This window comes from Actinoplanes sp. CA-131856, assembly GCF_050956135.1.
GTDB lineage: Bacteria > Actinomycetota > Actinomycetes > Mycobacteriales > Micromonosporaceae > Actinoplanes.
Genome location: NZ_CP191849.1, coordinates 9,432,465 through 9,449,354 on the forward strand (window position 1 = coordinate 9,432,465; position 16,890 = coordinate 9,449,354).

At 70.6% G+C, this 16,890-nt stretch carries 20 protein-coding genes; 5 read left to right on the forward strand and 15 right to left on the reverse strand.

Translation table 11 applies throughout. From position 1 onward, the window contains the following. Positions 1-5: 5 nt before the first annotated feature. Positions 6-575 (forward strand): spherulation-specific family 4 protein, encoded by a 570-nt coding sequence (locus ACQP2X_RS43210; RefSeq protein WP_097318384.1) that lies wholly within the window; start codon positions 6-8, stop codon positions 573-575. Here ACQP2X_RS43210 and mutM read toward each other — a convergent pair. The 9 genes from mutM to rsmD form a co-directional block, all read right to left on the reverse strand. Further along, entirely contained in the window at positions 529-1,383 is an 855-nt protein-coding gene (gene mutM / locus ACQP2X_RS43215; protein WP_498691861.1) for a bifunctional DNA-formamidopyrimidine glycosylase/DNA-(apurinic or apyrimidinic site) lyase, read from the reverse strand. The genes ACQP2X_RS43210 and mutM overlap by 47 nt on opposite strands. Before the next feature lie 14 nt (positions 1,384-1,397). Further along, positions 1,398-2,555: a mannosyltransferase family protein gene (locus ACQP2X_RS43220; RefSeq protein WP_498691862.1), complete on the reverse strand. Its 1,158-nt coding sequence runs from the start codon at positions 2,553-2,555 to the stop codon at positions 1,398-1,400. Further along, positions 2,552-3,325 (reverse strand): ribonuclease III, encoded by a 774-nt coding sequence (rnc, locus tag ACQP2X_RS43225; protein ID WP_498691863.1) that lies wholly within the window; start codon positions 3,323-3,325, stop codon positions 2,552-2,554. Before rnc ends, ACQP2X_RS43220 begins: the two co-directional genes overlap by 4 nt. Before the next feature lie 2 nt (positions 3,326-3,327). Next, entirely contained in the window at positions 3,328-4,266 is a 939-nt protein-coding gene (locus tag ACQP2X_RS43230) for a phosphate acyltransferase PlsX (RefSeq protein ID WP_498701219.1), read from the reverse strand. 81 nt (positions 4,267-4,347) lie between these two features. Continuing rightward, positions 4,348-4,521 carry a 50S ribosomal protein L32 gene (rpmF, locus tag ACQP2X_RS43235; protein ID WP_097318372.1) on the reverse strand — a complete coding sequence of 58 codons (174 nt, stop codon included), beginning with the start codon at positions 4,519-4,521 and terminating at the stop codon, positions 4,348-4,350. 3 nt (positions 4,522-4,524) lie between these two features. After that, the gene (locus ACQP2X_RS43240) at positions 4,525-5,088 is read right to left on the reverse strand and encodes a YceD family protein (RefSeq protein ID WP_498691865.1); all 564 of its coding nucleotides are present in this window, start codon (positions 5,086-5,088) and stop codon (positions 4,525-4,527) included. Positions 5,089-5,176: 88 nt separating this feature from the next. Continuing rightward, positions 5,177-5,674, reverse strand: coding sequence for an ATP synthase subunit B family protein (locus ACQP2X_RS43245; RefSeq protein ID WP_097318369.1), 498 nt, complete (start codon positions 5,672-5,674; stop codon positions 5,177-5,179). 81 nt (positions 5,675-5,755) lie between these two features. Continuing rightward, positions 5,756-6,235, reverse strand: a complete 480-nt coding sequence (coaD, locus tag ACQP2X_RS43250) for a pantetheine-phosphate adenylyltransferase (RefSeq protein ID WP_097318367.1) — start codon at positions 6,233-6,235, stop codon at positions 5,756-5,758. Further along, positions 6,232-6,795, reverse strand: a complete 564-nt coding sequence (rsmD, locus tag ACQP2X_RS43255) for a 16S rRNA (guanine(966)-N(2))-methyltransferase RsmD (RefSeq protein WP_498691867.1) — start codon at positions 6,793-6,795, stop codon at positions 6,232-6,234. Before rsmD ends, coaD begins: the two co-directional genes overlap by 4 nt. Positions 6,796-7,150: 355 nt before the next feature. Here rsmD and ACQP2X_RS43260 point away from each other — a divergent pair, with 355 nt between their 5' ends. Beyond that, positions 7,151-8,320 (forward strand): cell wall anchor protein, encoded by a 1,170-nt coding sequence (locus ACQP2X_RS43260; protein ID WP_498691868.1) that lies wholly within the window; start codon positions 7,151-7,153, stop codon positions 8,318-8,320. Between the two features lie 46 nt (positions 8,321-8,366). Here ACQP2X_RS43260 and ACQP2X_RS43265 read toward each other — a convergent pair whose 3' ends face one another. The 3 genes from ACQP2X_RS43265 to ACQP2X_RS43275 are packed head-to-tail and all read right to left on the reverse strand — an operon-like array spanning position 8,367 to position 12,576. Next, a complete protein-coding gene (locus tag ACQP2X_RS43265) occupies positions 8,367-8,708 on the reverse strand; it encodes a DUF952 domain-containing protein (RefSeq protein ID WP_498691869.1) in 342 nt (113 codons plus the stop codon). Further along, on the reverse strand, positions 8,705-10,888 hold the full coding sequence (gene recG / locus ACQP2X_RS43270) for an ATP-dependent DNA helicase RecG (RefSeq protein WP_498691870.1): 2,184 nt from the start codon (positions 10,886-10,888) through the stop codon (positions 8,705-8,707). Before recG ends, ACQP2X_RS43265 begins: the two co-directional genes overlap by 4 nt. After that, a complete protein-coding gene (locus tag ACQP2X_RS43275; RefSeq protein WP_498701222.1) occupies positions 10,885-12,576 on the reverse strand; it encodes a DAK2 domain-containing protein in 1,692 nt (563 codons plus the stop codon). Before ACQP2X_RS43275 ends, recG begins: the two co-directional genes overlap by 4 nt. 586 nt (positions 12,577-13,162) lie before the next feature. Here ACQP2X_RS43275 and rpmB point away from each other — a divergent pair. Beyond that, positions 13,163-13,354, forward strand: coding sequence for a 50S ribosomal protein L28 (rpmB, locus tag ACQP2X_RS43280; RefSeq protein WP_097318353.1), 192 nt, complete (start codon positions 13,163-13,165; stop codon positions 13,352-13,354). 53 nt (positions 13,355-13,407) lie between these two features. On the opposite strand, the gene ACQP2X_RS43285 is transcribed toward rpmB, so the two are convergent. Further along, a complete protein-coding gene (locus ACQP2X_RS43285; RefSeq protein WP_498691871.1) occupies positions 13,408-13,866 on the reverse strand; it encodes a GNAT family N-acetyltransferase in 459 nt (152 codons plus the stop codon). A gap of 47 nt (positions 13,867-13,913) precedes the next feature. After that, positions 13,914-14,852 carry a thiamine-phosphate kinase gene (locus ACQP2X_RS43290; protein ID WP_498691873.1) on the reverse strand — a complete coding sequence of 313 codons (939 nt, stop codon included), beginning with the start codon at positions 14,850-14,852 and terminating at the stop codon, positions 13,914-13,916. A gap of 77 nt (positions 14,853-14,929) precedes the next feature. Between ACQP2X_RS43290 and ACQP2X_RS43295 the strand changes: the two genes are divergently transcribed. Continuing rightward, positions 14,930-15,163, forward strand: coding sequence for an Lrp/AsnC ligand binding domain-containing protein (locus ACQP2X_RS43295; RefSeq protein ID WP_097318348.1), 234 nt, complete (start codon positions 14,930-14,932; stop codon positions 15,161-15,163). 1 nt (position 15,164) lies between these two features. Beyond that, positions 15,165-15,806 carry a DUF3515 family protein gene (locus ACQP2X_RS43300; protein WP_498691875.1) on the forward strand — a complete coding sequence of 214 codons (642 nt, stop codon included), beginning with the start codon at positions 15,165-15,167 and terminating at the stop codon, positions 15,804-15,806. Here the strand turns inward: ACQP2X_RS43300 and ACQP2X_RS43305 are convergent. Continuing rightward, positions 15,800-16,882: a D-alanine--D-alanine ligase family protein gene (locus tag ACQP2X_RS43305; protein WP_498691876.1), complete on the reverse strand. Its 1,083-nt coding sequence runs from the start codon at positions 16,880-16,882 to the stop codon at positions 15,800-15,802. The genes ACQP2X_RS43300 and ACQP2X_RS43305 overlap by 7 nt on opposite strands. Positions 16,883-16,890 lie beyond the last annotated feature (8 nt).

The following is a 16,890-nucleotide window of genomic DNA, read 5'->3' on the forward strand; positions in this document are numbered from 1 at the left end:
ACCTCGTGAAGACTCTCTTCCCCCCGTACGCGCACCCGTCCCCCGAGCTGCCGCTGGACGGCGACACCTGGATCGTCCGGGACCTGCCCGGCGAGCGCCGCAGCCTGCACCAGTCGCTGGGCCGCATCGACCTCGACTGGGGCAGCCGCTCCCTGGCCGACGTGCTGGCCGACGTGGACGCCTGGCGCGAGGACGGCGCCGAGGGACTGTTCCTCGACCGCGCCCCGGCCGGTTCCGGCGGGGTCGGCCCGGTCGCCCTGACCATCCGGCTGGCCGCCCGGCGCGGGCTGCACCGGGTGGTGCTCAACCCGGGCGTGCCCACGCACCCGCTCTACCGCGATCTCGGCGTGCGGATCTGCACGTTCGAAGGACCGTGGGAGGCCTATCAGAGCTGGGACGGCGACGGTGTACGTCCCGGGGACGGCCACATCGTGCACGGTGTGCCCACCGCGCTGCTCACCGCCGCCCGCCGGCTGATGGGCCGCCGGGGCGCCGGCTTCGGGCTGGCCACCGACGCCAGCCCGTACATCAGTGCCGGATCGTTCGCGGGCGGGGCTGGCAGCGGGGGCAGCTGAACGACGAGCGGTTCATGAACTGCTCGCGGCGGATCGGGGTGCCGCAGCGGTGGCAGGGCTCGCCCTCCCGGCCGTACGCGTTGAGCGCCCGGTCGAAATATCCGCTCTCGCCGTTCACGTTGACGTACAGCTCGTCGAAGCTGGTGCCGCCGGCCACGATCGCCTCGCCGAGAACGTCCCGGACGTGGGCGAGCAGACGGCGTACGGCTGGCCTGGTCAGTTGATCTGTCGGCCGTGCGCCGTGGAGCTGGGCCCGCCACAGCGCCTCGTCGGCGTAGATGTTGCCCACGCCGGAGATCAGCGTCTGGTCGAGCAGGGCCCGCTTGATCTCGGTGTGCTTGCCGCGCAGCCGGGCCACGAACGCCTCGTCGTCGAAGAGCGGGTCCATCGGGTCACGGGCGATGTGCGCGATCTCGTCGGGCAGCTCGGCGCCGCCCTCCGACAGCGACAGCCCGCCGAAGGTCCGCTGGTCGACGAAGCGCAGCTCGGGGCCGTCGTCGGTGAAGGTGAACCGGATGCGCAGGTGTTTCTCGTCCTCGGCCTCGCCCGGCTGCATCAGCAGCTGGCCGCTCATGCCCAGGTGGCCGATGAGCGCGTCGCCGGAGTCGAGCGGGAACCACAGATATTTGCCGCGGCGCGACACGTCCACGATGGTCCGGCCGGTCAGCAGCGCGATGAAGTGCGCGTCGCCGGGCAGGTGCCGGCGGATCGCGCGCGGGTGGTGCACCTCGACGGTCCTGATCGTCCGGCCGGTCACCCACTTGGCCAGGCCTTGCCGGACGGTCTCGACCTCGGGCAGCTCGGGCACTGCGGGTCTCCTTCTTAAAGCGTGTACGGCCAGACGGCCACCAGATAGGCGCCGTACCAGAGGCCGAAGGCCGCCCACGCGGTGATCGACAGGATCGCCACCCGGGGCCGGGCCCGGGAGGCGGCGATCGCCGCGGGAAGCAGCGTCAACAGTACGGGGACGAGCAGCCGGGGCTTCGAATGGTAGAAACCGGCCTGCCCGTAGACGAGCACCATGGCGATCAATCCGTAAACAGCCAGCGGCGGCCACGGCTTCCCGGCCAGCGCGACCCAGGCCGCGGCCACCGCGGCCAGCAGGATGAGGGCCACACTGATCGGCACCCAGCCGTCGCCCGTGCTCAGCGTGGTGGCCAGGAACGTGACCGTGCTGGCCCCGTAGTCGAAGGCCGTGCCCCACCCGGCCGCCTGGATGCGGAACCAGGCCGCCGGATCGCCGACGCGCCAGCCGACCCAGGCCAGGAAGAGCGGCACCCCGGCCAGCGCGACCGCCGCCGCCAGCAGGGGTTTCCACGCCTGCTTCCGGTCGGCCCGCACGGCCAGCAGGGCCGCGACCGCGAGGGCGACCGCGGCCGCCGCGCCGGTGGGCCGGCTCAGCGCCGTGAGCACACCCAGCAGTCCGGCCGCCCACCACACCTTGCGGTGCGCGGCGACCAGCATGCCCGCGACCAGGGCCAGAAAGACCGCTTCGGAGTACGCCATGGAGAAGACGATCGAAACGGGGGCCGAGCAGCAGATCGCGACCAGGGCCCAGCCGACCCGCTTGTCGTAGAGCGACGTGCCGAGCAGGTGGAGCGCGATCGCCATGGCGACCGACGCCACCCAGCTCACGATCAGGGCGGCGGTCGAGGCCGGGATCCCGACCGCGGCCACGGCCCGGATCAGCAGTGGATAGACCGGGAAGAAGGCCAGCTCGTTGCCCTGGAGCTGGCCGGCCATGTCGTACGTGTAGCCGTGCGGATAGCCGTTGACGGCCACCTTCAGGAACCAGCCGGCGTCCCAGACGAGCAGCCGGTTGCGGATGCCGATGGGGTCGTCGGAGGCGGCGTCGAGCCAGCCCAGGATGATCAGCTGAGCCACCCGGGTCAGGGCGAAGATCCCGATCGCGGTGCCGACGCCCCGCCAGGCGCCCGCGGCGCGCCAGAGCCGGGGGCGCTCCTCAACCGCGACACTCACTCGGTGTCTTTTTCTTCCGTCTTGTCCTCGGCCTTGTCCAGCAGAGCGCCGTCCTGCTCGGCGGTGCGCTCGGTGAGGATGCGCCAGGCGGCCGCGGCGGCCCGCTGCTCGGCCTGCTTCTTGCTGCGGCCCTCGGAGCCGCCGTAACGCTCGCCGGCCACCACGACCCAGGCCGTGAAGGTCTTGGCGTGGTCGGGGCCGGAGTCCTCGATCACGTAGTCGGGCACGCCCAGGCCGAGAGCGGCGGTCAGCTCCTGGAGGCTGGTCTTCCAGTCGAGGGCCGCGCCCCGGCTGGCCGACTCGACCATGAGCGGATCGAAGAGCCGGTGGATCACCTCACCCGCCGTGTCCAGGCCGTGGTCGAGGTAGATCGCGCCGAGCAGCGCCTCGAGCGTGTCGGCCAGGATGCTGGCCTTGTCGCGGCCGCCGGTCGTCTCCTCGCCCTTGCCCAGCAGCAGGTGCTTGCCGAGCCCCTCGGGGCCGAGGCCGCGGGCCACGTCGGCCAGCGCGTGCATGTTGACCACGCTCGCCCGCAGCTTGGCCAGCTGGCCCTCGGGCAGGTCGGGGTGGTTGTGGAAGAGCGCCGAGGTGATCACGACGCCGAGCACCGAGTCGCCGAGGAACTCCAGCCGCTCGTTCGTCGGCAGGCCACCGTTCTCGTACGCGTAGGAACGGTGGGTGAGCGCGCGTTCGAGCAGAGCGGGCTCGATCGGGACGCCGAACGCCTCCTCGAGAGGCAGGGTCGGCGGCCGGCGGCGCTTGTCACTCATCTTCAGACACCTCGTTGTGCTTCGATCATGTCGGCCATGGCCGCGACGGCGGCCCGGCGGTGCAGGTCGGCGGCGAACGCGATGCCCGCGGCGACGTCCGGCCCGGACGCCGCGCCGTGGCAGACCACCACGGTGCCGGCGACGCCGAGCAGGAGGGCGGCGCGCGGGGGCGGTGCGCCGGTGGTGGGTGGCCCGAGCTCCGCGTACGCCGCCTCGAGCCCCTTGAGCAGGATGTTGCCGGTGAAACCGTCGGTCACGACGACGTCGGCGGCAGCGCCGGAGACGACGTCGTTGCCCTCGACCAGCCCGGCGTACCGGGCCCCGCCCGGCAGATCGAGCGCGGCCAGCGCGGGTGGGAGGGCGCGGCGCAGCCGGTCGCCCTTGCCGCGTTCGGTGCCGATGGTGAGCAGGCCCACGCGGGGCGCGGCGACGTCGTGCACGACGGAGGCGTAGGCGGCACCGAGCCGGGCGTGCATGGCCATGGTGTCCTCGTCCGGGTCGACGGACGAGCCCACGTCGAGCAGGACGAGACGCCCGGCGCCGCTGGGCAGCACGGCGGCCAGCGGCGGGCGCCGTACGCCGGGCCAGCGTCCCAGGCCGAGTGCGGCCGACGTCACGGTGGCCCCGGTGTTGCCGGCCGAGATCACCGCGTCGGCCTCGCCCTGGGCGACGGCCAGCACGGCCGAGCGGACGCCCGACTCGACCCAGCTCTCCACGCGCTCGCCGGGCGCTATGGGCATGCGAGCGACCCGGCCGTGCTCGGCCGGGTCAAGGGCGTCAAGAAACTCGTCGGCGGCCTCGGCCGGTCCGACGAGCAGCAGGTGAAGGGCGGGATCGGCCTGGCAGGCACGCAGAGCGCCGTCAACCACGACGGCGGGAGCACTGTCCCCGCCGAGGAGGTCGACGGCGATCCGCGCGGTGCCCGGCTCCCCGACAGCCAGCTGCGGGGAGACCGAAACACCGGGACGCCGTTGCGCAGGTGCGAGCCGCCCGATGATCGGGCGCGTCACCTAAGCGCGGTTTCAGACCTCGAGGACCTGACGACCGTTGTACGTGCCGCAGACCCCGCACGCGGTGTGGGGCAGGTGCGGCGACTTGCACTGGGGGCAGGCCACGGTCTGCACCGCGGTCGCCTTCCAGTTCGCCCGGCGGGACCGGGTGTTGCTGCGCGACATCTTGCGCTTGGGGACGGCCACGGCTTACTCCTCGGTATTCGTTAGGTTACGCAAAGCGGCCCAGCGGGGATCGACTTCCTCGTGGCTGTGACCAGCCGGAAGGTCGTCGAAATGCACCCCGCAGTCGGGGCACAGGCCTGGGCAGTCCTGTCGGCACAGCGGGTTCGTCGGCAAGGTCAGCACCACCGCGTCCCGCAGAGCCGGCTCCAGGTCGAGCAGGTCGCCCTGCATCCGGCCCACCTCGTCCTCGTCGGTCGTCTCCTCGGTGGTGCTGTCCTCGTAGGCGAACAGCTCCGCGATCTTGACGTCGAAGGACTCGTTGATCTCGTTGAGGCACCGACCGCACTCGCCGACCAGCGAGCCGCGGGCGTTGCCGCTGACGTAAACCCCCTCGGAGACCGACGTGAGCACGAGATCGAGCTCGACGTCGGACCCCTCGGGAACCGAGAGCAACTCCAGTCCGAGGTCCGCCGGGGCCGGGATCACCCGCTTGAGGGCACGCGTCGCACCAGGCTGGCGCGGAAGTTTCGTCGTGTCGACGACGAGCGGCTGCCTGGGATCGAGGTGACTCTGTGGTGACTTGGGCATCGTTGTTCCTCAGCCTGGGTAGGCCGACAGAAAAGGTTACCTGAGCTGCCGCCGTACCGTCGAATCCGGGGTTACCCCCGCGCAGGAACTAGAACGGCAGCGGCCGTTCACTATCTTCCCCTTGGAAGTTGCCGATCTCGCGGAGGGCGTGCATCTTGTCACGGCCGCGCTCGATCGAGGCCAGGGCCCTGGTCAGGAACTGCTCGAAGTTGGCCAGGGCGGTGTCGACGTAGTCGTCGACCTCCTCACGCAGGCGCTGGGCCTCCGTGCGGGCCTCGGCGATGATCCGGGCGCCCTCGTGCTCGGCCGACACCGTGATCTCGTTCACCGAGACGAGCCGGGCGTGTTCGGTCTCACCCTCGCTGATGATCCGGTCGGCCTCGCGCCGGCCGGCCTCGATGATCCGGTCGCGCTCCTCCAGCACGGCCGCGGCCTTGCGCAGCTCGCTCGGCAGCTCGGAGCGGAGCTCGTCGAGGCGCTCGACCATCTCGTTGCGGTCGAACATGAAGTTCGTCCGCGACATGGGCACGGAGCGCGACTCCTGCACGAGCTCGATGATCTCGTCGATACGGTCGAGCGGATCCACCGATGCCTCCCAATCCACGTGGTTCGCTCACGGTACTGCGTGGGTCACCGCAGACGAGGGCACCGGCACGCCGGGCGCGCCCTAGTTCTGCTTGAGGCGCGTCACCAGACGCTCGCCGACGAAGTCCGGGACGTACGCCGAGGCGTCGCCGCCCCACTTCACCACGTCCTTGACGAGACTCGACGACAGAAATGAGTACAGCGGGTTGGTCGGCATGAACAGTGTCTCCACGCCGGAGAGCCCGATGTTCATCTGCGCCATCTGCAACTCGTAATCGAAATCGCTGACCGCGCGCAGACCCTTGACAACCACCGCCGCACCCTGCGCACGGCAGAAATCGACGAGAAGCCCGTGAAACGAGGCCACCCGGACGTTGGCGTACGAAGACGTCGCCTCTCGCAACATCTCGATGCGCTCTTCGATGGTGAACAGGCCGGTTTTCGACTGATTGATCAACACGCCGATGATCACTTCATCGAACAGCCGGCTGGCCCGCCCGACGATGTCGAGGTGGCCGTTGGTGACCGGATCGAAGGAGCCGGGACACACCGCTCGTCTCATGATCGGCGACCGTACCAAAGAGTGGTCTCCCCGTAACGCCTGCTGCGATCCGCGGTGATGCCGTCCACCCAGCTCATGGACGCACCCCGGGTCGAACGCTCCACGGTGACCACCGCGTCCGGAGCCAGCCACCCGAGCTCGACCAGCGCCGTCTGCACCTCGGTGACCTCGCGGTCGGTCACCGCGTAGGGCGGGTCGGCGAAGACCACGTCGTACGGCCCGCCGTCCGGCGGCGTGGCCAGGACCTGGGCCACCTTGCCGGTGACGAGCCGGGCCGCGCCCCCGAGGCGCAGCGCGACGATGTTGTCGCGGATCGTGCGGGCGGCCCGGCCGTCCGCTTCGACCAGAAGCGCGTGGCTCGCGCCGCGCGAGAGCGCCTCGAGCCCGACCGCCCCCGACCCGGCATAAAGATCAAGAAAGCGAACGCCGGAAAGATCCGTCATCGAATCGAGTGCGCTGAAATACGCCTCCCGCACACGGTCCGATGTGGGCCGGGTGAGCGCCCCGGCGGGCGCGGACAGCCGGCGGCCGCCGTGCGCTCCCGCGATGATCCGGGTCATGACGCCTCTCGCGATTCTGCGATGAACACTCTTCGGAAACTACTTGACTACGTACGCATTGTGGCCCGCGAGTGAACAAATGCGCAGAGCATCACCACGCTGAGCTTCGGTGCAAATTCCCTCAGTTAAGGGAAGATCACGAATCTGCAACAACACCCTTAGGATCCTCTGAGGGATTTCCTAGATAGGCATTAGTGACTATGGTCAGGCGCTGTTGCAGGCGTCCTCCACCGGACGCCGGCCGACGACGTGGGGAGGCGTTGTCGCAGGCCATCGCCCATTCTCCATCTCGGTGACGGCTCGCCGCTTCCTTGCGCACACCCCTGAACGTTTTTCCCCAGTTACAGGAGTAGGCGTGAACCTGCTGAAGTCCAAGCTGCGGCGTTCCACCGCCGTGGTCGCTGGAACGCTCATCGGCCTCGCCGGTGTCGCGTTCTTCGCGTCGCCCGCCAGCGCCCACCACAGCGTGGTCAAGGGCACCCCCACGTGTGACACCGCCACCGGCGACTGGACCATCAACTGGTCCGTCGACGCGGTCGGTGTCTACAAGGAGCAGCCGTTCAAGCTCGCTGAGGTCAAGGTGACGCCGGAAGGCACCATCGACGGCATCAAGGAGACCGAGGGCCCCGACTTCCCGTTCAAGAGCGGCGAGCCGGTCCTGGGCACCCAGAAGGTCGCCAGCGGCACCCAGTCCGTCACGCTGGCCGTCAAGGCCATGTGGAAGGAGAAGGACGGCAACTGGTGGGTCGAGCCGAAGCCGTCCACCGGCACCGTGACCTTCGACGGCACCTGCACCAAGGACGCCCCGAAGCCGGACGCGCAGCTCGCCTCCAGCTGTGACGGCGTGACCGTGACGCTGTCCAACGGCAAGGACGCCAAGAAGGACGCCGAGTTCACCATCGTCGGCACCGACTTCACCAAGGACGTGACGGTCAAGGTCGGCCAGGAGCCGGTCACCGTCTCGATCCCGGCCAAGAACGCCGGCAAGGTCGTCGTCACCGAGAAGAGCAGCGACAAGCCGGTTCTCGTCGGCAAGTGGGAAGAGCCCAAGGACTGCCAGCAGCCCGAGGACAACTTCGAGGGTGGCTACCAGGTCACCTGTGACTCGCTGATCTTCCAGGTGGACAACACCAAGGGCAAGACCACCATCGAGGTCACCTTCACCCCGAACAAGGGCGCGGCTCAGACCATCGTCGCCAAGCCGGGCGAGAAGAAGCAGGTCACCTTCAAGGGCGAGAAGGGTCTCGAGGTCACCCCGAAGTTCAAGGGTGAGGAGTTCGAGGCGATCAAGTGGGACGACGAGGAGAAGCCGGCCGAGTGCAACAGCGCTTCGCCGAGCCCGTCCGCCAGCGCCAGCACCTCCCCCGCCCCGGCCCCCGGCCAGGGTGGCGGCGATGACGAGGAGACCCTGCCGCTGACCGGTGCCGCCGCTGGTGGCATCGCGGCCGGCGCGGCCGTTCTGCTCGCCGCGGGCGCCGTGCTCTTCATCATGGCGCGTCGTCGCAAGGTGAAGTTCACCGCCTGATAGCAGCTAGACGAAAAGCGCCCCGGCCGAAGCCGGGGCGCTTTTGTCATATCCGGGGCGGCTGGAAAGACCCATCCGGTTCCGGGTGGTACGGATGGACGGCCACCACGGCACCGACCGGCAACGCCGCATAGACGTGGGGGAAGAGCTCACCGTCCGGCTTGGGCGGATCGCCCTGCTCCCAGGTGACCGGCACGGGCAACCGCTCCTCGTCGATCTCCAGCAGCACGAGATCGCGACGACCGTGGAACAGGAAGTTGGCCGGGCCGCTGACCTGCGCGGCCGTCGAGCAGTGGAGATAGCCCTGTGTGACCAGCGAGTCGGCCTCGTACGTCCCCGCCGCGACCGCCTCGTCCCAGGCGGCCCGGGGGCAGATGTGCAGGATCATCCCTTCTCCAGATATTCGGCCCGCTCCTCGTCGACGAACGCGGCCACCGAGGCGGCCAGAGCGGGGTATTTCGACAGGTCCGGGTCGTCACCGACCAGCTCGGCGGCCTCGGCCCGGGCGTCGGTGATGAGCTTGGTGTCGCGCAGCAGCGACAGCAACCGCAGGTGCGAATGCTTGCCGGACTGTGAGGCGCCCAGCACGTCACCCTCGCGGCGCTGCTCCAGGTCGATCTCGGAGAGCTTGAAGCCGTCGGTGGTGGACGCCACCGCGTCCAGCCGCTCGCGGGCCGCCGTGCCCTCCACCGACTCGGTGACGAGCAGGCAGATGCCGGCCGCCGAGCCCCGCCCGACCCGGCCCCGCAGCTGGTGCAACTGGGAGACGCCGAACCGGTCGGCATCCATGATCACCATGACCGTCGCGTTGGGCACGTCGACGCCGACCTCGATCACCGTGGTCGCCACCAGCACGTCCAGGTCGCCGGCGGCGAAGCGGCGCATCACCGCGTCCTTCTCGTCGGCCGGCAGCTTGCCGTGCAGCACGGCGATCCGCAGGCCGTGCAGCGGGCCCTCCTCGAGGATCGGCGCCACGTCCATCACGGCCAGGGGCGGGCGCCGGGCCGGCTCGTTGTCGCCCGGCGGCTCCTCTTCCTCTTCGGAGGCTCCGGTGCCGATGCGCGGGCAGACGACGTACGCCTGATGGCCGGCCTGGACCTCCTCCCGCAACCGCCGCCACGCCCGGTCGAGGAAGGCGGGCTTCTCGGGCGGCACCACGTGGGAGGCGATGGGCGAGCGGCCGCGCGGCAGCTGCGACAGCACCGAGGTCTCGAGATCGCCGTAGACGGTCATGGCCACCGTGCGCGGGATCGGGGTCGCGGTCATCACCAGCACGTGCGGGGGCGTGGCGGCCTTGGCCCGCAGCGCGTCACGCTGCTCGACACCGAACCGGTGCTGCTCGTCCACGACCACCAAGCCGAGATCGTGGAAGTCGACACCCTCGTACAGCAGAGCGTGCGTGCCCACGACGATGCCGGCCGTTCCGTCGGCCACCTTGGCCAGCGCTTTTCTCTTGGCGACGGCGCCGAGCGAGCCAGTCACCAAGGTCAGCTGGGTGCCGGCCGGGTCGCCGTCGATCTCACCGGCCCGGCCGAGCGCGCCCAGCTGCGCGCTGATGCCCCGGAAGTGCTGGGTGGCCAGGACCTCGGTCGGCGCCAGCAGGGCGGCCTGACCGCCCGCGTCGACCACCTGGAGCATGGCGCGCACCGAGACGAGGGTCTTGCCGGAACCGACCTCGCCCTGCAGGAGCCGGTGCATCGGGTGGGCCTGGGCCAGGTCGGCGGCGATCTCCTCGCCGACGCTGCGCTGGCCGTCGGTCAGCTCGTACGGCAGACCGGCGTCGAACTTGGCCAGAATGCCGCCGTCTTTCTTCGGTCGGCCCCGGCCCGCCGTCGCGGAGGCACGCGCCCGGCGTTGCGCCAAGGTCACCTGAACCGCGAATGCCTCGTCCCATTTCAAGCGATATTTCGCGACTTGGAGCGCCTCATTGGACGTCGGGCGGTGGATCTCGTGGAGCGCCTTGCCGATGCCGATCAGGTTGCGGTTGGCCCGCACCGGCGCCGGCAGCGGATCGGGCGGCGCCTCGAACGTGTCGAGCAGCGTCCGCACACACTTGGCGATCACCCAGGTCGGCACGGCCTGCGCGGCCGGGTAGACCGGGATGAGCGCGCCGGCGAACTCCTCGATCTCCTCGGCCGCCTCGTCCTGCGTGGCGTCGGCGCTGAGCAGCTGGTAGGCCGGGCCGTTGAGCTGGCGCTTGCCCCGGAAGTCGGTCACCTTGCCCGCGAACAGCCCCCAGCGCCCCTTGCGCAGCTCGCGCTCACGCCACGCCTGGTTGAAGAAGGTGCAGGTCAGGGTGGCGCCGGAGCCGTCGCCGATGGTCACCTCGAGCATGTTGCCGCGGCGCTGCCGCATCGGCTTGACGGCGATGCCCTGCACCTGGGCCAGCAGGGTGACCTGCTCGCCGATCTGCAGGCCGCGCATGTCGGTGTGCTCGCCACGCTCGTCGTAGCGGCGCGGGAAGTGGTAGACGAGGTCACCGGCGGTGTGCAGCTCGAGGTGGTCGGCGAGGGCCTTGGCCGTCTTGGCGCCGAGGACCTTCTCCAGCGGGGTGTCGATGGTGGTCATTCCACTCCAACCAGCAGGTGATAGCGGGGTTGCCCGCCGGCGTAACTGTGCAGCTCGACGAAGGGCCAGGCCCGGGTCACGTACGCACGGAGCTTCTCCTCCAGCCCGTCGGGCGCGTCGGCGCCGAGCACGAGGGTGACGAGCTCGCCGCCGCCACCGAGCATGCGGTCGAGCAGCTGAAGACCGACAGCGGCGAGATCGTCACCGATCACATGCACCTCACCGTCGACCAGCCCGAGCAGATCACCGGCCCGGCAGGGCCCGGCAACGGTGAGCGAGTCCCGCTGGGCGGTGCAGACCTCGCCGTAACGACAGGCCCCGGCCGCCTCGGCCATGGCGATGACATCATCGGCGAAGGACCGCTCCGGGTCACGAACGGCGAGGGCGGCCAGCGCCTGAACAGGCGACCGCGTGGGCACGACACTGACCCGGACCCCGCCGGCCTCGGCCTCCCGAGCAGCCGAGACGGCAACGGCATGGGTGTTGGCGTCGTTGGGCAGCAGCACCACACAGCGGGCCCCCGACGAGCCGATCGCCTCGAGCATCTCCCGGGTCGACGGGTTGCGCCCGACAACGGTGGCCCCTTCCGCCTCGAACAGCGAGGTGAGCCCCTCCCCGGCCGCGACGACGACGGCCCCACGCCCACTGGCCGGCCGCTCGGCTTCGCCGGGCCCATGCCCACGGTCATCAAGCGGCGTGACACTGATCCGATAGGGCCGCCCCGCCTCGACGCCGGCCTCAACGGCGGGCCCGATCCCCAGGGCGTCGACGTGAACGTGGACGTTCCAGGTCTGCGGCCCCACCTCGCCACTGCCCACGACGACAAGAGAGTCCCCGAGGGCATCAAGCACCCGCCGCAGCCCGTCAACGGCCTCCGGCGAGGCATCAAGCAGATATTGCACCTCGAAGCCGAACTCCCCCACGCCACCGCGATCCCCCATCGCAGCCGCACGCTCCCCACCGACAGGGGACACGGAAACAACGCCGGGCAGAGAGCGACCGCCAGCCGAAGAGCTCCCGGCGGACGAAGGCCCGTCGGCCGGTGAGGTGGCGCTGGGCAAGGAAGCGTCGCCAGCTGCGCCGGACACGAGAGGCGCGCCGGGCGAGGCTGTGCCGGGCAGAAGGGCGCCGGAGGGGGTTGGGCTGTCGCCGGGGTTGGGCGGGGCGATGAGGGAAGGCGTGGTGGCGGAGCCGAGCTTGTTGTCCGGCTCGGCAACTTGCTCGTCGTGGGGAGCGGCGCCGGCCGGGGTCAGGGCCTCGACCAGGGCGTCGAGCAGGAGGCAGAGGCCGCGGCCGCCGGCGTCGACGACTCCGGCCCGGGCCAGGGCGGGTAGCTGCTGTGGGGTGCGGGCCAGGGCTTCCGACGCGGCGCGGGCGGCGGCGCGGGCCACGGCCAGAAGGTCATCCGACTTTATGCGGGCGGCGGCCTCGGCCGCGGCGGCCACCACGGAGAGCACGGTCCCCTCGACCGGGCGGGCGACGGCCGCGTAAGCCGCCTCGGAGGCCGATCTCAACGCCCGGGCCAGCTCGGCGCCGCGCACCGCGGCCGACGCGGCCACGCTGTCGGCCATTCCCCGCAGGATCTGCGAAACGATCACGCCGGAGTTGCCCCGCGCGCCCAGCAACGCGCCCCGCGCCATCCGTCGCATGGCCCGCGCCAGAGGCGTGCCGTCCAGCGGATCGATCATGCCGTCCGGGTCGATCGCGCCGGCCGGATGAAAAGCGCCGGCCGGGACGACCGCACCCGTCGGCTGGAACGCGCCAGTGGAGTAATTCACGCTGGTTGGGCTGGACGCGCCAGCCGGGCCGCCCACACCAGCCGGACCGGACGCGCTGGCCGGGCCGCCCACGCTGGACGCGTCGGTCGGACTGATCGGGGCCGCCGGCCCCCTGACCAGGGTCACTGGAGTCTCGGCGGTCCCAATGGCCTCGTGGGCGTCCGAAGCGTCCAGGGCCTCCTGGGCCGACGTGAGGGTGAGCACCAGGTTGGTGCCGGTGTCGCCGTCGGGGACCGGGTAGACGTTCAGCTCGTTGATTTCGCGCTGGTGGGCCCTCAGCGCCTGGAGGCCGCGGCCGCACCAGCGGCGAACGGCGGCGGCGTCCAGGGTCTCGAGCACGCGAAAATCGTACTAACCACCTCTGACAATTGCCGGAGCGCCGCGAGTGGCCAGGACCGATTCGCCGACTCGCCCGGGCATCATGTAACCTTGCCGGGTTGCCTGCGGCCATGCTCGCTGGGCGCCTTCAGTTTTCGTTTCGACCCAGGAGTTACCCGTGGCTAGCGTGTGCGACGTCTGTGGCAAGGGACCGGGCTTCGGCCACAACGTGTCCCACTCGCACCGGCGGACCAACCGCCGCTGGAACCCGAACATCCAGTCTGTGCGCACCCCCGCCGGTGGCGGCACGACCCGCAAGGTCAAGGCCTGCACGTCGTGCATCAAGGCCGGCAAGGTCACCCGCGCCTGATCTGACGTTCGTCCACCAGCCCTCCGGTCACTGACCGGAGGGCTGGTTGTGTTTCACACAGTCTTCGCGAAGGACAGGACGCCCTCTTCGCCGGCGTAGTAGCCGAAGTCCTCGATACGGGCGTAACCGGCCGACTCGTACAGGCCGATCGCCTCCGGCTGTTTGTCGCCCGTCTCGAGGATGACCCGGCGGCAACCGGCCTCGCGGGCCGACTCCTCGACCTTGGCCAGCAGTTGGCGGCCCAGGCCCCGGCCCCGGGCCGCCTTCGCCGTGAACATGCGCTTGAGCTCGGCGTCCTCCCCGTGCCGGCGCCAACCGGCGCATCCCACGAGCTTCTCGCCGTCGTCGGCCACGAAGAAGTCGCCATTCGGCGGGAGGAACTCCGCCGCGTCGATGGGGGTGTCGTCGCCGCTGCCGCCGTAGCGGTCCGCCAGCTCCTGCATCACGTCGGCGAGCAGCAGGCGGACCACGGGCTCGGCGAGCTCGGCCCGCCTGATCTTGATCTCTGGCACGGGCCAACAGTAGTGACGGCGGCGCCCGGCCGCCAAAGCCACCTGTCTCAGCGGAAGTGGTCCCAGCCGAGCGGGCCGCTCCACGGTTTCCGGTCGACCGTGACCCCCGTGCCCTCGTGGACCCGGCCGATCGGGCGCCAGCCGTCCGGCAGCGCCACCCCGGCCGGGAACGTGGCCGCCAGGGCGTGATCGTCGCCACCGGCCAGGAGCCACTGCAACGGGTCGACGCCCAGCGCCGTTGCCGCGTCGCGCATCTGGTCGGGGACCTCGAAGGCGCCGGCCTCGATGTCCAGGCCGACCACGCTGGCCTTGGCGATGTGGCCGAGGTCCTGGAGGAGGCCGTCCGAGATGTCGATCATCGAGGTGGCGCCGGCGCGGGCCGCGGCGGGACCGGCCGCATACGGGACCGCCGGGCGGCGGTACGCCTCGACCAGCGCCTTCGGCGTACGGAAGCCGCGGGACAGCACCGTATATCCGGCCGCCGCGTAGCCGATCCGCCCGGCCAGCGCGATGACGTCGCCCGGCTGGGCGCCGGTGCGCACCACCGGCGCCTGGCCGCCCAGGTCACCCAGGGCGGTCACGGCGATGGTCAGGGTCGGGCTCGACGACATGTCACCGCCGACCACGCTCGCACCGACCAGCGCCGCCTCGGCCGACAGGCCGGAGGCCAGGTCTTCGGCCCAGGCGATGTCCATGTCGGGTGGGGCGCACAGCGCGACCAGCAGCGCCGTCGGCGTCGCGCCCATCGCCGCGATGTCGGCCAGGTTGGCCGCGGCGGCCCGATGACCCACGTCGGCGGGGCCGGACCAGTCGCGGCGGAAGTGCCGGCCCTCGACAAGGACATCGGTGGATGCCACTATCCGACCGTCGGGCGCGGCCACGATCGCGCTGTCGTCGCCCGGACCGAGCAGCGTCGTCGGGCCGGTCTCGAGCCGCGCGACCACTCGGGCGATGAGCCCGAACTCGCCGGCCTCGGCAATGCTCACGTGTACACGGCCTTTCATTCTTGGTCTTTACGGTAGTTTCACGTTCGGGTTACGGCGGTGGGGAATGGAGTCAGAGAGTGGTCCAGGCATACATCCTGATCCAAACCGAGGTCGGAAAGGCCCATGACGTGGCCGCCGCGATCGGCAAAATACCGGGTGTGGTACGGGTCGACGCGGTCACCGGGCCGTACGACGTGGTCGTGCTGGCCGAGGCGCACACGGTCGACGACCTCGGCAGCCTCATTGTGAGCAAAGTCCAGTACGTTCCGGGCATCATGCGGACGCTGACCTGCTCCGTGGTAAACCTCTGACATGGTTGACGTGGAGAACCCCCCGGTCAAGAAGCCTGATCCGGCGGCGCGGGGCGCGGCTCTGTGGGCCACGCTCATCGCCGTGCCCGTGGCCCTGATCGTGGGACTCCTGGTCTTCTGGAAGATCACGCCGGACGGCGGCTCGTCGACCGCCGAGCCGGCCGCCGGCGCGTCCACTCCGGTCGTCGTGCCGTCCACTCCGGTCCAGATGGACGCTCCGAAACTCGACGCCCGTACGGCCCAGGTCTGTCTCGCGGTGACCTCGCAGCTGCCCACCGAGGTCCGTGGGCTGCCCCAGCGCAAGGTGAGCGCCGGCCCGGAGCAGAACGCGGCGTACGGCGAGCCGGCCATCACCGTCGCGTGTGGCCTGCCCCAGCCGACCATGTGCGAGCGTGTCGACGGCGGCCACGCGGGCTGTGTGCCGCTGGACGCCACCATGCTGAAGATGAACGGCGTCTGCTGGTACGGGCAGGATCTGCCGGCGACTGACGTCTTCACCACGATGGACCGTGAGGTTCCCGTGCGGGTCCAGGTGCCCGGCAGCTACGAGCAGACCGCGCAGTGGGCCAACGAGTTCTCGGACGCCGTGGTCCAGACGGTGAAGTCGAAGACCACCGGCGTGCCGACGGGCTGCAATCAGTGAAGGCCGGTGCCGCGGCGTAGCGCGGTGCGGACCAGGCGGTCGACCACCTTGGGGTATTCGAGGCCGGTGGCCGCCCACATGAGCGGGAACATCGAGGTCGGCGTCATGCCCGGCATCGTGTTGATCTCGTTGAGGTAGATCTGGTGGTCGGCCGTGACGAAGAAGTCGACGCGGGCCAGGCCGGCGCAGTCGAGCGCGGTGAACGTGCGCCGCGCGTAGTCCTGAACCTGGCGGGTGACCTCGTCCGGCAGATTGGCCGGGAGGCTGTGCGGAGCGCCGTCGATGTACTTCGTGTCGAAGTCGTACCACTGGTCGTCGTTGACGTGGATCTCGGCAAGCAGGGACGCGTCGGGCGCGCCGCCGGCCTCGCTCTCGAGCACCCCGCACTCGACCTCGCGGCCCACGATCGCGGCCTCGACGAGCACCTTGGGGTCGATCTGCCGGGCGGTGGCGACGGCCGCGTCGAGGTCGGCCCAATCGGTCACGCGAGTGATGCCGTGTGACGAGCCGGCCCGTGAAGGCTTCACGAAGACGGGCAGGCCCAGGCGCTCCTTGTCGGCCTCCGACAGCGAGACACCGGCCCTCAGGACCGCATAGGGCCCCACGGGAATGCCCTCGACGGTCGCGAGCTTCTTGGTGAACTCCTTGTCCATGGCCGCCGCCGAGGCGAACACGTTGGCGCCCACGTAGGGCAGGCCGGCCATCTCGAGCAGGCCCTGGATGGTGCCGTCCTCGCCGTAGGCCCCGTGCAGCACCGGGAAGACGACGTCGACGTCGGCCAGCGACGACACGCCCGCACCGGGGTCGCGCACGATGAGCTCGGCGTTGGCCAGCACCACCGACGAGCCGCTGGCCGCGGTGATCTCGGGCAGTTTCCGGTCGACGATGGCCAGGGAGGCCGGGTCCTCGCCGGCCAGGACCCACTGGCCGTCGCGCGTGATGCCGACCGGGACCACCTCGTACTGATCCGGGTCGAGCGCGCCCAGAATCGCTCCGGCGCTCACGCAGGAGATCGCGTGCTCGGTGCTGCGACCGCCGAACACGATCGCGACTCGGGTCTTCCGAGGGGTCGTCACTTCTCTTC

Excerpts from the sequence above, each read along its gene's own strand:
- recG (WP_498691870.1), bottom strand. The coding sequence starts at position 10,888 with ATGACCACCATCGACACCCCGCTGGAGAAGGTCCTCGGCGCCAAGACG.
- coaD (WP_097318367.1), bottom strand. The coding sequence starts at position 6,235 with ATGAGACGAGCGGTGTGTCCCGGCTCCTTCGATCCGGTCACCAACGGC.
- rsmD (WP_498691867.1), bottom strand. The coding sequence starts at position 6,795 with ATGACCCGGATCATCGCGGGAGCGCACGGCGGCCGCCGGCTGTCCGCG.
- ACQP2X_RS43240 (WP_498691865.1), bottom strand. The coding sequence starts at position 5,088 with ATGCCCAAGTCACCACAGAGTCACCTCGATCCCAGGCAGCCGCTCGTC.
- rnc (WP_498691863.1), bottom strand. The coding sequence starts at position 3,325 with ATGAGTGACAAGCGCCGCCGGCCGCCGACCCTGCCTCTCGAGGAGGCG.
- ACQP2X_RS43265 (WP_498691869.1), bottom strand. The coding sequence starts at position 8,708 with ATGATCCTGCACATCTGCCCCCGGGCCGCCTGGGACGAGGCGGTCGCG.
- ACQP2X_RS43300 (WP_498691875.1), top strand. The coding sequence starts at position 15,165 with ATGGTTGACGTGGAGAACCCCCCGGTCAAGAAGCCTGATCCGGCGGCG.
- ACQP2X_RS43275 (WP_498701222.1), bottom strand. The coding sequence starts at position 12,576 with ATGATCGATCCGCTGGACGGCACGCCTCTGGCGCGGGCCATGCGACGG.